This is a genomic window from Halococcus thailandensis JCM 13552, from assembly GCF_000336715.1.
In the GTDB taxonomy this organism is placed as follows: Archaea; Halobacteriota; Halobacteria; order Halobacteriales; family Halococcaceae; genus Halococcus; species Halococcus thailandensis.
The window spans coordinates 1-16250 of the sequence record NZ_AOMF01000141.1; the positions used below are offsets into that span (position 1 = coordinate 1).

Annotated in this window: 10 protein-coding genes and 2 pseudogenes; 9 read left to right on the forward strand and 3 right to left on the reverse strand. The window is 53.6% G+C overall.

Going from position 1 to position 16250, the window contains the following annotated elements; translation table 11 throughout:
• Positions 1 to 232: 232 nt before the first annotated feature.
• The 4 genes from C451_RS21020 to C451_RS06430 all read left to right on the forward strand — a co-directional run bounded on the left by C451_RS21020 (position 233) and on the right by C451_RS06430 (position 6620).
• Positions 233 to 682 carry a GtrA family protein gene (locus tag C451_RS21020; protein WP_007738982.1) on the forward strand — a complete coding sequence of 150 codons (450 nt, stop codon included), beginning with the start codon at positions 233 to 235 and terminating at the stop codon, positions 680 to 682.
• Positions 683 to 953: 271 nt separating this feature from the next.
• Positions 954 to 2759, forward strand: a complete 1806-nt coding sequence (locus C451_RS06420) for an ArnT family glycosyltransferase (RefSeq protein ID WP_080503524.1) — start codon at positions 954 to 956, stop codon at positions 2757 to 2759.
• Between the two features lie 207 nt (positions 2760 to 2966).
• The gene (locus tag C451_RS06425; RefSeq protein WP_049913018.1) at positions 2967 to 5579 is read left to right on the forward strand and encodes a hypothetical protein; all 2613 of its coding nucleotides are present in this window, start codon (positions 2967 to 2969) and stop codon (positions 5577 to 5579) included.
• 78 nt (positions 5580 to 5657) lie between these two features.
• On the forward strand, positions 5658 to 6620 hold the full coding sequence (locus tag C451_RS06430; protein ID WP_007738985.1) for a glycosyltransferase family 2 protein: 963 nt from the start codon (positions 5658 to 5660) through the stop codon (positions 6618 to 6620).
• 17 nt (positions 6621 to 6637) lie between these two features.
• Here C451_RS06430 and C451_RS06435 read toward each other — a convergent pair whose 3' ends face one another.
• Positions 6638 to 7435 carry a hypothetical protein gene (locus C451_RS06435; RefSeq protein WP_206536686.1) on the reverse strand — a complete coding sequence of 266 codons (798 nt, stop codon included), beginning with the start codon at positions 7433 to 7435 and terminating at the stop codon, positions 6638 to 6640.
• Between the two features lie 503 nt (positions 7436 to 7938).
• Here C451_RS06435 and C451_RS06440 point away from each other — a divergent pair.
• From C451_RS06440 to C451_RS06460, 5 genes and pseudogenes are all read left to right on the forward strand, one after another.
• The gene (locus C451_RS06440) at positions 7939 to 8328 is read left to right on the forward strand and encodes a helix-turn-helix domain-containing protein (RefSeq protein ID WP_007738987.1); all 390 of its coding nucleotides are present in this window, start codon (positions 7939 to 7941) and stop codon (positions 8326 to 8328) included.
• The gene (locus C451_RS22585) at positions 8325 to 8498 is read left to right on the forward strand and encodes a hypothetical protein (protein ID WP_161605850.1); all 174 of its coding nucleotides are present in this window, start codon (positions 8325 to 8327) and stop codon (positions 8496 to 8498) included. Before C451_RS06440 ends, C451_RS22585 begins: the two co-directional genes overlap by 4 nt.
• Before the next feature lie 108 nt (positions 8499 to 8606).
• Positions 8607 to 9425, forward strand: a pseudogene (locus C451_RS06445) (IS5 family transposase).
• A 293-nt stretch (positions 9426 to 9718) separates the two neighbouring features.
• Positions 9719 to 10812 (forward strand): annotated as a pseudogene (locus C451_RS21035) (IS630 family transposase).
• 400 nt (positions 10813 to 11212) lie between these two features.
• Positions 11213 to 12508 (forward strand): nucleotide sugar dehydrogenase, encoded by a 1296-nt coding sequence (locus C451_RS06460; protein ID WP_007738992.1) that lies wholly within the window; start codon positions 11213 to 11215, stop codon positions 12506 to 12508.
• Between the two features lie 213 nt (positions 12509 to 12721).
• On the opposite strand, the gene C451_RS06465 is transcribed toward C451_RS06460, so the two are convergent.
• Together C451_RS06465 and C451_RS06470 are read right to left on the reverse strand one after the other, a co-directional pair.
• Entirely contained in the window at positions 12722 to 14209 is a 1488-nt protein-coding gene (locus C451_RS06465) for a flippase (protein ID WP_007738993.1), read from the reverse strand.
• Positions 14206 to 15894: an O-antigen ligase family protein gene (locus C451_RS06470; RefSeq protein WP_049913020.1), complete on the reverse strand. Its 1689-nt coding sequence runs from the start codon at positions 15892 to 15894 to the stop codon at positions 14206 to 14208. The genes C451_RS06465 and C451_RS06470 overlap by 4 nt, the downstream gene beginning before the upstream one ends.
• Positions 15895 to 16250 lie beyond the last annotated feature (356 nt).

Sequence of the window (16250 nt, forward strand, 5' to 3'; positions counted from 1 at the left end):
GAGTGGTCGTCGCAATCACCAACGACGAACGAGGAGACAATCCGGGCCGCGAGATGCTCACGGCATGAGACGGATTCTATGACACGCTCTCTAACTAGTATCAAATAATCCCGACGCCGTGTGTCGTTTTCAATAGAGCAGTCCTACTGTATTCCTTGTAAGGAGTTCTGCCCCATCGCCATCCAATTCATATCAGTATCTTTTAGAAGATGCTGAGTATCTCTAATAGAGAATGGCAACTGATTCTCGATTTACAACACTTTACAATCGGACACGAATCGGACAGTTCGTCTCGGTTGGGGTTGTTGGAGCAGTAGTTGAAACGATAATCGTCGCTTTTCTCACGGCTGCGTTCGGGACTGAACCGTTGCTTGCGAAAGTCATTGGCGCAGAAGCATCAATCACAATAATGTTTACCATCAACGATAAGTGGACATTTGCAGACGAGGGCGCTACTGATACGTTAGCGACTGCCCGTCGGTGGAGCAAATCTCATCTCGTTCGAGTTGTTGGTCTTGCAATTTCTTTCTCGGTGTTATTTTACCTGACGAGTGGCGTAGCATTCTCACTTTCGGTATCTGGCGTTGAATTCTGGCCTACTATCGCAAATATTATTGGAATATTTACTGGTATGATTGCCAACTATGTTGCGGAAAGTCTGTTTACATGGGAAATCAGCTAATCCAGCACCCGATGCGGCCTATCGCAACTAACTTTATCCCGGCCCAGAATGGATATTTATGACACGTAACACTTGTCGCAGTCGACTACCTCAAATTGAGTCGGCGAGCGCATGGATCGGCCAAATTCTCGTCGGACTCGGGAGTTGCCTTACTGTCGCTGGTCTGTTCACTCACCATCGACGAACGTCTAAATCTGGAGCCGCAGTCGTTCTTGCCGGTCTTTGCTTTTTCTGTGTGAGTTACCTATCTTTCCTTGGAGCGACGCGATAGATGAAACTTCGAACTGCCGTTTCACAGGCCCGCCAACACGTTTTCCAGTCACGTATCGACCGATGGTGGCTCACAGCAATAGTCGCTGCTGGAATGTACGTTTACTACGTCAACCTTGGCGGGTCATCGCTCGGAACGTGGGATGAGGGCGTCTACGCGACCGCTGCCCGAACTGCCGTCGAACAGGGATACTGGCTCCTCCCGCATCTCCATTGGGGCACGGAATTCCAACCGTTTCTTGAAAAAACGCCGCTTGCCATCTGGCTCGAAGCAGTTTCAATGTTACTTTTTGGCACGACCGCGTTCGCTGCGAGGATCCCATCAGCGACAGCCACAGTCCTGACGGCCGCACTTCTCTACGTCTTCGGCCGCGATCTCTTTGACCGCATATCGGGGGTAGGCGCAGCGATGGTCTTCCTAACGATTCCGTACCTCTATGCAGGAATGAACGGCGGCAGGGAAGGCGGGACGGACATGCTATTCGTGCTCTTCGGCACTGTGATGGCTTATTTCATCTGGCGATATGTATCCACACAGGACCGACGGCCGGCGTTGCTGTACGCCGCCACCGCTGCCGCAGTACTTGCAGTGCTTACGAAAGGTTTTGCATTCGGTGCGTTCGTGCTCGTTGTTGCCCCGCTGATCGTACGGCACTGGCGACGGTTTCTGACACGGCCGACAGCAATAGCAGCTACTGGTGGGATCATCTGTATCGCCCTCTGGCCGATGTATACATTCGCTGTGGCCGGTCCGGAGTTTATCGATGAAATCCTCATTGAGCAAGTCATTGGACGGGCAGGTAGTGGATCCGACCCGAACGCGCTCATTTCGGGACTGTCCTATCCGTATCTCAGACGGGCACCTGATTCGCTTGACCCGTGGGGATATGTCCTCCCGTTCGCAATTGGCGTCTGGGCTGTTCGCGCGGTTCGGTCGCGGATGGCGGTTGAAGGATGGCAAATCACATGGCTTGTGTGGTGGGGCGCGAGCGTTGGTGTACTCTTCACTTTTACGGGCGACCACCCGTGGTATCTCATTCCGGCCTACGTTCCGATGTCCCTCATTGTTGGCTATCTGGGAGGAGCGGCCGTCAATGGGGCACGATCCGCCCAAGTAGCGGTTGTCGGCGCACTAGGAACAGTCATTCTTATCTCAGCTCGGACACCTCGAATCGGCGTCCTTCCGGACGTACTTGCAAACACTGCCGGAGTCTATCCTGGCTCTTCCAAAGGGTTGCTTTTTGCTATTGCAGTGACATTGCTGATCGGGGCTATCCTTGTTGCCTCATGGGACCAACTGCGTAGCAGCCTCTTTTCTGAACGATGGGCGCGCGCCGGCGGTGCTGTACTCATCCTTGTCGTGGTAATGCTGCTTGTCACACCGCCAGCGGTTGGGACATCAAACTGGGACCGCACACAGGCCGAACACGGAGCCGCCCTTGACGCTCGCATTCCATCGAATGCGCCTATTTACGTACAATCCGAACTACGGAGCGGGCGGCCACTTTTCGCTCTCGATTTCTACTCTAGCGCGCACCCGCTGGCTTTGGCTGGGGCCGACGAGCTTCGGAACAATGAGACGATTCGCTACGCGCTCGTGAACAGTCAGATGGTAGATACACTTGAGCGTCCGCACAAAGTCGTCCTTACAACACACTATCACGAAGGGACAAATGCAGCAAACGTTTCGGCCGTCATCTTCACTTCCTCTAGTACACGTCACGCACAGAGTGTACGAGCTAGCACTCGGAAATCTGTAAGCGACAACAATGGATTTGAAAATCAGTTGCTAGACTCGACTCTTTGAAAGTCACATACTATCCCCGGACAAGTTAAATAAAATACAGTTTTGAACACGCTCTTGATGGACTCGATGGTTAACGGTATTTGTCGAGATTGATCGAGGAAATATTCCTTTGATAACAATAGTCGATACTAGTATCTTCGATGCTACCTGTATCTATTGGAAAACATACCGTAACTTTTTTTTAGTAAGGTGGTGCCTAATGCAGTGATGCTACGCAGCGATGGGAATCGCGAGGGGCCGTCAGTGGGGGACAACACGTCGCTTTCGGTCGATCGGCGATCGTATCTGAAGCTTGCTGGTGTTGCAGCCGGCTCGGCATCGATGCTTTCGGGTGCAGCAAGTGCGGCGTTCACGCGACGGGGGATCAAATTCAAACAGACGGTCGATATGGTGTCGGATGCGGGCTGTGATCCCTCGGGCAACGAGCCCTGCGACAGCAAGATCCGGAACGCGGCTGACGACCATACGTTGTTGAAGTTCCCACCCGGTGAGTACAGGATCACCGAGAAAAACGCTATTCTGGATAAGACGAATCTCGGTTTCCTCGGGGAGGGTGATGTCCGATTTAAAGCCCCGGCAGGGTACAACAAGAAGATGCTCGTCGTCGACGACGGGACAGGGCTACTCTTCGAGAACATCGACGTCGACCTGCGGGCGTCGGGGGCGACGCCGGGGCTCCATTTCGGCGTCGACGACGATCTCGAAGTTCACGACGTCGAGTATATCGGACAGGGGATCCATCCAAACAGCGACCCGCGAGGTGGTGGCAACGGCAACCCCGCCGTCACCTATGCCCTCTATCCGATCGTTCGCTCGCCCGATGGGACGGGGACGGTCTCGAACGTCGTCGCGAAAAACGACGGGCTGATGGGCGCGTACAACCACGGCAACGGCCGCGTCGGCGTCTGGATCGGGATCAGTCACAAGGGGACGGTCACACTCAAGAACTGCCAGTTCGAGGGCTTTCCCAACAACGGGCTCTACTGCAGTCGGACGGGCGGTGCCGTTCAGGTCGAGGGCGGCGTCTTCCGGAACAACGATATCACACAGGTCCGGCTCAGCAGCAGTGATAGCTACGTGAAAAACGCGACTATCACCGCCGATTTCGACAACAGCAACAGTCCGAACCCCGGCGACACGCTCAACTCGCGCGGCGTTCGCTTCGAGGCCGGGAAGTTCGGCTATCGCGGCGCGTCAGTCGAGAACTGCGACATCACTATTGCCTCGACGCCCAATTCGAGCGGCGGCGTCGTGGTCGGCAGCGATGGGGCCGATCACGCGATCCGGAACACGCGTATCAAGGTCGACGTCGACTCGATCCGTGGTGTCTACGCGAAGGCACCGGTCGGCTTCGGCAACCGTGGTCCGCCCCCGAAGCCCCACTCGACGACGCTTGAAAACGTGAGTGTGACCGGATCGGCGTCCGGTGCCGACGCGGTCCGTATCGATCAGCGTGATGATTCGGTGGTGAAGGGCTGTTGTATCGACCAGAACGGTGGTAATCGTAACGGCGTGCGACTGGTCGACTCTGACGGCAGCAAAGTGGTCAATAGTACGATCGACGTCAATGGCCAGCGCGTCGTCGAGGACAACACGTGGGTCCGGACGCGCAACATCGATGCGAGTGGCTCCTGTCCGACACCCAATCAGGGTGGGGGTGGACTTTCGCATACGCTCAGAATTGACGGCACTGGATCGCGTACCGACTACTCTTTCTCAGTGAGTGGTGATCTCGAAGGGGCAGGCTCGCTTTCCTCCGAGGATAACATCTCTGGATCGACGGCCACTGGTGCGGTCGGCTCCGGTGTCGACAGCTACGAATTTTCGGGCGAGATCGTCGCGTTCGATCTGGACGGCGAGGCAAACGTCATGCTCGATGGCGAGCCGGCCCACGTCGGCCAGCGTCCCGACCATGCACTCATCATCGACGGGACTGGATCACGTACTGACTACACCTTCACAGTAAGTGGTAATCTCAAAGGAGCGAGCATCACCAGTGAAGACACGATTTCCGGTTCGACTGCCACCGGAGCGGTCGGTGGGGGTTCCGACAGCTACGGATTCACGGGCGAACTCATAGCGTTCTCGCTCGATGGAAAGGCAAACGTCACGCTTGACGGCGAGCCGGCCCACGTCGGCCAGCGCCCTGACCACGCACTTGTCATCGACGGAACTGGCTCACGTACGGACTATACTTTCACAGTGAGTGGTAATCTCAAAGGAGCGAGTATCACCAACGAGGATAGCATCTCCGACTCGACGGCTATCAGTGCTGTCGGTTCGGGTCGTGATAGTTACGGATTCACTGGCGAACTCGTCGCGTTCGATCTGGATGGCGAGGCGAACGTTACGCTTGACGGTGAGCCGGCCCATGTCGGCCAGCGTCCCGATCATGTGTTGATGATCGACGGCGATGGGTCGCACACCGATTATCGCTTTTCGGTCTCTGGTAATCTTGATGGCAAGAATCTTACTGGCGAGGATGACATCTCTGGTTCGACAGCAACCGGTGCTGTCGGTTCTGGCCAGGACAGCTATGCTTTCACCGGGGACGTTGAGCAATTATCTCTCTATGGACACACCCGTATCAAGGTTGATCGCTCGGCCCAGATAATCAGCGTTTCGGGTACCAGTAAATACACAAGCTATCAACTCATGGTGACTGGAGATTTCCGTCGGATGGATTCGCTTACTGACGAAGACGATATCTCCGGTGGAGTAGCTACAGGTGCTGTAGCTTCCGGAACGGATACCTATCGGTACACCGGAAGGATACAGGAGTTGGCCACTGGAGATCACGCCTCAGTAATCGTTCGATAATCGACTATCTCATGGAATCAACTCTCGATACTGGATCGAAGCGGGCGCTTTATTACTGTGTGTGATGGTAAAGGAACAATGAGTACAGTAGACGTGGATCCCCTCGTTACCGTCATCCTCACCACCTACGACCGACGGGAGTTCCTTCCCAAGGCTATCGAGACGGTTGCCGAGCAAACCTACGACAAGATCGAACTCGTCGTCGTAGATGACCACTCCTCTGAGTCACCCCGGGATATCGTAGAAAAGAGTTCAACCGAAGGATTATGTAATCTCGTATTCGTTCGCCACGAAGAAAACGGCGGTACGAGCGCGGCACGGAATACGGGCATCGAACACGCAAATGGTGAAATCATCGCGTTTTTGGATGATGACGATGCGTGGGAACCAAGCAAAATCGAGCGACAGGTCGATCTGTTTCAGCGAACAGACTCAGATGTCGGTGCAATATACACTGCCATGCGATCTATCGATATGGATGGTTCAACAATCACCCTCCAACATGCGACTAAGGAGGGAGATCTGACAAAAGCATTCCTGTGTGGATACAACATTCCATTTACCTCTATCGCCGTTCGGCGTGATATCGTCGCGAGTGCAGGGTTGTTCGACGAGAATTTACCATCATGGAATGACCGTCACTGGTTGCTTCGGGTATCGCTACATTGTGAATTCCTCACTATTGACGAACCGCTTGTAATCAGTCAGCGCGGAACTGAACACGATCAGGTGAGTGATAACTTTACGGCGAAATTGGAGCAATCGTATCCGATAGTCGCCGAACAGTTTCAAACGATTGCCGCGGATTACGGGTGGTTGTTTGAGCGGAAATCAAGTGCTCATCTCAAATATGGCATCGGATATTCCGCACTCCGAAACGGAGAGACAGAGAAAGCGCGCGAATTCTTCATTGATGCCTTGGTCAAATGGCCATTCAATCCGATATTTTATCTGTACGCATTTATTGCCATGACTGGAAATCGTGGGTACAGAATGGCACGAACTGCGAAGCGAGCGATCGAAAATCGGGTCTCAAACTGAAAGGGTTGAGTGTTGGATCATCGATATCCGAGGTCGTGGAGACGGTCCCTGACGACTCGGGAGTCGGTTTCATCCTGTTCCGTTGGCGTATCGGCTACGGTGGTGCGGCGATCCGAGCCTTCAACGACCAGCCATGGAACTATCCTGAGCTCGTCGCTGTTTAGGCCACGAGGATGACCGTAGCCGCGGGCAGGAATGGGAGATGTTGTTTCACCTATGAGGTTGCCGTGATCCGAGGTAACAACCGATCGACCAGACAGTGAATCGAGAAGATCCTCAACGTAATTGAGTACGATATCAAGATTCTCCCGGTAAGCATTCACGACCTGCGCTCTATTGAGACGGCCATAGCCGAGATTTGTCCATACTTTTCGCTTCGTGTCACTTTGTTCACTCGAAAGATGAATGGAGATACCTTTGTGGTTCAAATCCCGGCCATGTTCGCCGATGAACGGGTAGTGTGGTTGCATGAAGTGTGCGATGAGTCGTTTCTCCGGATACTGATTCTGCGCTTGTTGCACTGCTTCGACTACTGTCTCGGGATGCACGGTTCCCAGTTCTGCATCCCATCCCTCCTCAAGGAGATTCACAACGGCATGGAATGTCCCGGAAGGGATTTTCGGGGCATGAGGGTTAGCAGTGACGTAGACCGTATCGTGAAACGTTCTGTCGGCGAAGTTCTCACTCAAAAACTCCCAGCTCTCGCTGCCAAGTGACCGACGGTGCTGAAGATCGCCTGCGATACTATTCTGCGTTTCGAACATGTCGAAACGGCATGCATCGAGGATGAGTAGATTGTCCCAGTCCTCGGCCATAACACGAGTACCGCCAGACGATTGAGAGCGGTTGTGAACCCAGATATTGAATTTCACACCAAGCCGATTGAGCTCCCCGAGCAGTACGCGTGGGTTGCGAATCGCATCGAGAAGGTTCTCTGGCGTATAACGAGAGGGGAGAGTCATCTTATTACTATTACTTTTGATCTGCCGACTTAAACACCTCGGCTTGGAAACTCTTCCCTACGCTCGCTGACTGGTCAGCGAGCAGTCGGTAGTGAGATCGAACGCCGATTCCGGGTTCGATCCTGATGTTTTCGTCCTGTGCTCGGCGTTACTCGTATCCCGCCGTGGTTCGAACAAGCTCTCTCAGCGTTTGAGCCAGCTTTCTCCGACAGCCGCAATGCTGATTCGCTCAAACACCTCGTGAGCGCGCTGATTCTCGCCGAAACGCAGTGGACTGTTAGTGGACTCTCTCCAAGGATTTCGCGTCCCGGAGTGATCAGCGCAAAGTATGGATACTCACAGCGCCTACTGACTTCATGAGTGGACACTGCCGATTCGATGTGATTGAGCATCTTCCCGAAGCCGAACTCGATACAGCGATCAATGAGGCTCAGATAGCGGACGAGGCCCGGTTCGTCCGTCGACTGCGTTTCGTCAAGAATCCCTACGCGGGCGATGTACCTGAAGAAGCCGCCAGACGCGTCGGAGTTTCACAGGCTAACAGCAGCCACTGGGAACACGCCTGGAACGACGCCGGTGTCGATGGATTCCGACCGAGTTTCGGAGGCGGCCGGCATTCGAAACTCTCCAACGAGCAGTTCCCCGAGCTGTGTGAGATCCTCGAAGAAGGCCAACCGTGGACGCCACGGGCGATCCACGCACTTATCGAAGAACGCTACGGCGTCACCTACAACCGTCTCATTTGAGCCGGAAGTTACGCGAGAGCGGGATGTACTACGCCAAACCACATCCAATGGATCCGCGCAGTCCCGAGAACGCAAAGGAGATCCTCGTCGAGCGCCTCCCCGAGGCGCTCGACGAGAAGGATACCGAGGAACAGGAGGATGATCCAGTCGTCCTGGGTTTCTTTCGATGAAGCGTGGCCGCAACCGTTCGACAACTCTCAGCGGCTCTGGTGAATCACTATACAGCGGCAGGATGGACCGTGAGACGAAGGTGTCTGAAGCGGAAACCATGAGATGCTATGTCCGAAGTTTCTCGCTTCACGACTCGCGCAGTTACGTTGGCCAAAAACGCTGTCAATGATAGAGATGAATCCGCCGCCCCTGCTGGAGGCGGCAGATTCGCCGACCATTCTCTCGTTTCGCTCCACTGTCTCCGGGTTTATCTCGGAAATCCTACCGTGTCGCCCCGACCTCCTGAGCGAGATGCCGCAAATAACCGGGGAGATCGGCCTCAACGCGGCCGATCTCTCATCATTCGACGTTAGTCAAAGCCTTCGACAGGTTCACGATCGCGATCTGGCGAGTGCAGCTGCGCCTCTCGGCACAGCTGCACGACCCTTCTGGACATGCTGCGATCGATGCAACGTTTTTCGATCGTGAGAACGCCAGCCGCCACTACTGCCGACGCACGGACTACCGCGTACAGACGCTCAAAGCCACCGCACTCGTCGATACAGACACTCAGGCGGTGCTGGACGTTCACTGTACGACGTCGAGACGTCACGACACGAAGATCGGCGAGCAGGTCACCCTGCGGAACGCGGGCGACCTGCTCAGCCTTGCTGCCGACAAAGGCTACGACTGGATGACCTTACGCAAGGAACTGCGTAACGAGGGCGTGAGACCGCTGATCAAACATCGAATCTTCCGGCCCATCGACCACGCGCATAACGCGCGGGTCGACGGCCCTCGATATCGTCAGCGATCGATGTCCGAGAGCGTCTTCTCGACGATCAAGCGCACGCTCGGCGACGCCGTGCGTGCGCGAACCTGGTAACGGTCAGTTCCGTGAGATCGTCCTGATGTGCGCGGTTCACAACATGAAGCGTGCTCTATGAGCACTAAATCAACTGCCATATAGTGATTCACCAGAGCCGCTTCAAGCAGTACCAGCTGGAAGGAAACAGGCAATAGAGCGCTACCTTCAGCTGGTGTTTCTCATCTGGACGTTGGTAACGTTCGCTGAGCGGGCGAACGTGGCGTTCTGGGAAGAACAAGGCGGACTGAGTGTCCGCCTCGATCACGCCAAGGAAGCGTATCTCGTTGAGACGCTGCTCGAAATCGCTGAAGAGATCGCTCCGCTCCCTAATGTTCCCGGAAACTTTTGAAAGTGGGGCACGATGTTCGGGTAATGGGGAGCTCGCGTCGGACGGAGATCAAACGACACCTTCCAGAAGCGGAGATCGACGAACTGCTTCGGGAAGCCGAAGACGACCACCGTCTTCGGCGGATCGGCTTCGTCAAGAATCTCTACCAAGGCGACACTATTCCAAAGGCTACCGAGCGAGAAGGGCGCTCACCGGCAACTGGAACGCGCTGGGCCGAGGATTGGAACGACGGCGCGTTCGACGAACTCATGCCGAACTTCGGGGGCGGCAGGCCCCCGAAGCTCGACGAGGACGAGCAAGACGAGCTTATCGAGCTCCTGCGTGACGGCCAACCCTGGAAATCACAGGAGATTCAGCACCTTCTCGCCGAAGAATTCGACGTCGAATATCACCCGAACTATCTCGGCACGTTCCTGCGGAAGCTCGGGCTCTCGTATGCGAAACCGCGGCCAAAGCGTCCACATCGACCAGAGAATCCGGACGAAATGCTCGAAGAGCGCGTCGATGACGCGCTCGACGAGAGCGAGCAGCCACACAACAAACGCGCGGGCGAGGATGGAGAAGGATGGGTCGTCGACGACGATGTTTGCACCGACGGCGGTACCGTCGTCGGATTCTTTACGCCTCACAACCACAGCCGTACGATAATTCGCGACGTGTCTGGTACGTCGACGATCCACACGTCGAACGACCATTAGTCAAGACCGACGATTCTGCGGTAGGGTTCTACGCGCTCAACGGTGAGAGTCTCGTGAAATTCACCGAGGACGAGACGAAAGAACGGATCTGTGAGGTGTTGGAGACGATCCGCAAGCAGAATCCCGGCAAGTGGATTCTGCTCGCCTTGGACAAGCACGGTTCGCATATCTGTGAGTACACGCGTAAGCGCGCCCATCAGCTCGGAATCGATTTCATCTTCCTTCCGTCTGGATCACCACATCTCAACCCGATCGAGAAAGTCTGGGATCAACTCAAGTGGACGATGTGTCCAATCATCGTCGAAAATGAGAGCGAATTCAAGGATCTCGTCCAGGATGTGTTCGAGCAAATAACGCTCCGAGTCAGCTATGCAAAAAGCTGGTGTGAGAAGTTCCTTGACTTTCAAAAATTGTCTTAGTCATTAGCGAGCGGAGCGACGGGAGCAACTGCACGAACTGGTGCATGAATTCTCTTGGCTTCTCTCGTGAATTTATTTGTTGCAGATATCAACACATATTCTCTATCAAGAGATCGGTGCGGTTTCTATTGAAGATTAGTTTGAAGGTGTATCTACGGTGAAACGAATATGGAGTCTCTGAATATTTCACCCACAGTTCGCTGAGTCAAACTATCTTGCCAAGCCGAGTTAAACGCTCTGCGTTGTCAATCGGTCGATGGGATGGATATGCATCAGAGGGTGGCATTGTCCGGTCATGCACCCACAGATCAAACGAAAGTTTAATTGAAATCGACCTCCTGCTATTTACCAGCGAGGCAGTAATACGAGGCTGTTGCTGTGCTCGATATCGACTAGTACAATGGATACCAAAATCGATACGGAAAACGATCGGATTGGGATTGTCGGTTTGGGTTACGTTGGACTCCCGCTTTCGCTCGCGTTCGCCGATGCTGGGTACGACGTTATTGGAGTTGATATTGACCGGGAACGGATCGAACAGCTTCACGACGGTTGTTCCTATGTTAGTGATGTATCGGATGACCGGCTCCAACAGCATCTCGACAGTACATTTGAACCGACGACAGAGTACGAGGCACTTTCCGATGTGGTCGGGGTATGTATCTGTGTACCGACACCACTTCGGAAGACAGGCAATCCAGACATTTCGTATGTAGCCGAAGCAACCGAAGAGTTGGCTGGCGTACTCCCAGACGGCTGTACAGTCGTACTCGAAAGTACTGTCTATCCCGGTGCAACCGAAGACGTTGTGGCCCAAACCTTCACCAAGAACGGTAGTACTGTTGGTGAGGACGTTTTCATTGCGTTTTCACCTGAGCGTATCGACCCGGGAAATGAAGAGTATGCGCCAGCAGATATTCCAAAGGTTCTAGGCGGTGTGACGGCCGCGTGTAGTGACCGAGCGGAAGCGCTATACGCACCTGTGTTTGAGAAAATCGTTCCCGTCGATTCGAGTACAGAAGCGGAGTTGGTGAAACTAATCGAAAACACGTTTCGTAGCGTTAATATCGCACTGAGTAACGAAATCGCACGGGCCGCCCACGAATTTGATGCCAACATCTGGCGAACTATCGATGCCGCTGCTACCAAACCGTTCGGATTCATGCCGTTTTATCCAGGGCCGGGTCTCGGGGGTCACTGTATACCGATTGATCCACAGTATCTCTCATGGAAAGCGAATAAGCGGGGTGTGGATATGCGCTTGATCGGATTAGCAGATCGAATCAACCGAAACATGCCGACGTACGTGATGCGTCGGATGGAGATATTATTGGATGAAGAGGGTATTCCAATGCCTGAAGCTGATGTCCTAGTCGTCGGAGTTGCCTACAAAGCAAATGTTTCCGACACAAGAGAATCCCCTGCGCTTGATGTTATCGGTTGTCTCGAAGATCGTGGTGCATCTGTATGTTACCATGATCCATATGTGAGGCAGCTCGATACAGAGGAACGAACGTACGAATCAGTTCGCCTTACCTCCGAACTACTTGCTGAGCAAGATTGTGTCGTGATACTTACTGACCATTCGACAATTGATTTCGAGGCAATCGTTGATTACGCCCCGTTGATCTTCGATACACGCAACGCACTGGATGGACTGACGAACGAAAACACAGATACCGTTTATCGGTTGTGAAATTGCACAGTTTATACGATCATTGTACAGAGTGTCATAGAACGATTGGCATGGTTTTCGCGTATCGGTCGAGAGGCCCGCTACCGCTGGCTCTGAATTACGACGATACTGGCTGCTTCTCAGATACCGTTTCTCGGGTTCTTTGTGAGGTGTGTGAAGAGTTTTATGACACGCTGTCATTGTAGCTAACCTGCTTCGGTACATTCTGATCCATCACAGAATGCGTGAGATGAACTCGATGTCGTCCTGTTCGATACCGAGTGCGTAAAGAATCGCTCCGAATACCACAACACCAACGAAGCCGCCCACTACTAGTAGTGATATCCCTCCGGTCAAATACGTCGCGCCATACATACTCGCGAGAGAGCCTGTACCCGCGATCAGCGGTTTGTAGTAATTTCTGGAGTATGGCGAAAGCCCTTCTAAATACTGGAGTTCGAACCACCGCGCGATGTTCAGAAGACCCAAAACGCTTGCCGTAGCGAATGCAGCGCCCACGAAGCCGAATTTCTGAATGAACACGTAATCAAGGATTACGTTCACCACACCGAACACCCAGTTGTTGACAAAAGAGAGACGTTCGTGGTCGGTCATCATGAGCAGATCATTGCTAGGACCGACGGCAGCGTTCAGCAGTTGGCCAATGGCAAACAGTTGTAGTACGGGTGCGCCGCGAACGACACTTGGACCAAATAATGCGAGGATTTCACGGGCGTACACGATAGCGAATAGTGCTGCAAACAACGAAACGGTAAACGCCCATCGTGTGATTGTCGAATAGATAGAGTCTAGTTCCTCGTAGTTATTTGCCTCAAACAGTCGGGACGCGATGGGCGTAAATATTTGGCTGAGGCCGGTAAGCGGGAGTATGACAACGCTCGAAACGAGAAAACCGATGTTATAGAATCCGACGGCTGTTGACGAGAGGAGAAATCCGACCATAAAGACGTCAACCCGGTTATAAAGTATCGTCCCGGCACGGGAGAACATCAGTGGCATCGAATACTCAAAAAATTCACGGGCTTCGGCGGCGGAATCGGGTGGTGCGGGCCGGAACGATGTCCGATAGATCAGGACGAACCCCGCGATGACGAAGATGGCAACGCTTGCAACCACGAGCACGCTGATCGTTCCGAGTAGAGAGAATCCAATGAGGAGGGCAATGGTAACGGCTGTGAGACGGAGGATAGGACGCAGAACTTTCGTAACAAATACTTGATAGGTTGCGAGTTCGATGCCTCGGAATGTACTGCCGATGAGTTTCGAGAGCGTATCGAGTGGGAGTAGAAGAGCGAATATCTGAAGTGCATCCACAAACACCGGCTGATGTAGTGTGTATTTGTTGATTAACGGTGCGAGAGCGAACAGTCCACCAGCGATGAGGAAACCACCGAAAAGCGATGCGAGTGATGCCACGCCAAGGACACGGTTCTGTCGGTTCGGATTACTTTCGAATGCAGGAAGGAAGCGAAGTACCGCTATGTCCGAACCAAACGTTGTTATTGAGGAGAAAACGTCGATGAACGATTTCGCATAAGAATAGACGCCGTATAGTTCTGGGCCGAGTCCACGTAGCAACAGTGCGTTGATGGCGAATCCGGTGAGTTTGACGAACATCTGGCCAGAGATAAAGGCTGATGCACCACCGAGTATGGATCGGAGAGACTCGAAGTGAGTGCTCGTAGCTGATTCCTCGCTCATGTGGCGCTTGAGCGGCTGGTGATGTCTGTTTCCTGCCGACGGTTCGCGCCGACGACCGTACCGGCGAGCACCCAAAATACAAGGTACGCGACCCCACCAGAATGAATCGTTACCCAGAAGCTATATGCATGAAACCCGAGCATTCCACAGATAAGCATCGCCCAAAAGAGATGGTCGCTTTCCGACGACATAGCCTTCTTTCCGGCGATCACGAGTACCGCACTGATACTCAACAGAAAGAACACCGCGCCGGGAAAACCGGTGCTGGCGAGGATTGATAGATAAATATTGTGAATCTCTATCGGTCTAGGTAATCCATACGACTCGGCGACGAGTGGAAAGTTCATTCCACCAATCCCGAATAACGGATATTGGAGCCCGATATCGATGGCTGCAATGTACTGTTGAAGTCGTATCGAGAAATTTGTTGTTTCGATGAATGGAATCTGATTGGCAATCTGAATCATAAAATCACTACCGACCTCAGAATTCGATCTGGTTGAGGAAACTCCACCAAACGCAGAAGTTCCACTAGCCGAGTCACCGCCGCTTGTACCGGTCGCCTTCGTGCTTCTCGACGTTCTTGATATTTCTCGACGAGTGAATAAAAAAACACTCAGAGCAGCCAAACCCACGGTACTACTGATCCCTGAGACGTAATCGGACGTCCTGTCTCGGGGCGTGCGATCGGTTGTATCGGTTGCGATCCAGAGAGTGCAGAGCGCGATGGCCATCAACAGGGCTGTAAATAGAAACGCAGCGAAACCGGAGTCGGTCTGGCTTACGCGAACGAGAAGCGTGCTGCAAACAAGGGCTACCGCAGCCGCGAGTTTCCATACTATCGAACGTCGAACAACGATCGCGACAATGACTGGAATGACCAATAACAACAAGGCAACGAGAATTCGCGAGGTGCCAGCGAATCCTCCGGCATAGAGAGCGTATTCGAATTGTAATGGCCCAACGGAGAAGGCTGGACCGGGTCCACTGCCCGAATCGCCTAGGTACGTGAGACCGAACGAACCATAATTGAGTATTTCGGCCATCGCATACATCAGCTGGCCGACGATGGCGATACCGAGCGAATACACCGCGCTACGAATGCCGATGTACTTGACGATCACCGCACTAATGGTGAACAAAACCAGATGCCGAAGCTGCACCACAACGTAAAACAGCCCCGCAAGCCGCGACGGGCCGTTTCCGACCAGCCCTGCGAGGAGCGACCAGCAAACGAATCCGGCTAGCGCGTACCCGACAATACGTTCACGACCGAAGTTAAGCGAGATTTTCCCGGAATACAACCACCAGAGCATCAACCCAGCGAATGGAATCACGACAACATCGACCAGTAGAGCGTTCAGTATCGGAGTGGTGTATTCTTCGCCACCCAACGGGAGTTCGACGAGCGGGACGTTCGCGGAGAACGTAACAAGAACGAATATGGCGGCAGAGAGTCCCTCGAAGATGCTTTCGGTAGCGAGCAGCGTTGCTGTATAGAACAAGCCAGCAACTGCAACCAGCGCGAGGACCGGCAGACCGGTCGTGAGCGCTACGATTGGAACGATGGCGACGAGTAATACGGTAAGCATAATAACGTATTGAAGTACATTCCGCCCATCAAGTGTGTCTGGAGGGCCGGAGAGAGCGGAGAGAAGTGACATCTTGGGTGATGAGAAACTCATTTGGTTGACTTGCCGACGCGACGATAATTAGTATATCGGTTACGAACGGCATGGCGGCGATACTATCGACGCCGGTTATTCCGCGTATCCGAGAGGTGTTTGAGTTCGGTCTGCGACCGTTTCATCATCGACTGTTTCCGTTGTCGATTCAGACCGTTCGGCCATAACGTCTCGGGCCATCATCGTGCACCAACCACGGTACTCGGGCCAATTGTTCGGTGTAGATACCTCACGGATGTCCCCCACTCACGAATTGGAATCGGGAACGATCGCTCTCCAACCATGTTGCTGTGGTCGGCTGTAACGACCGTTCGTCCGCCGAATTCTCTAATCAGATTATTGATATGAAGCAGGAT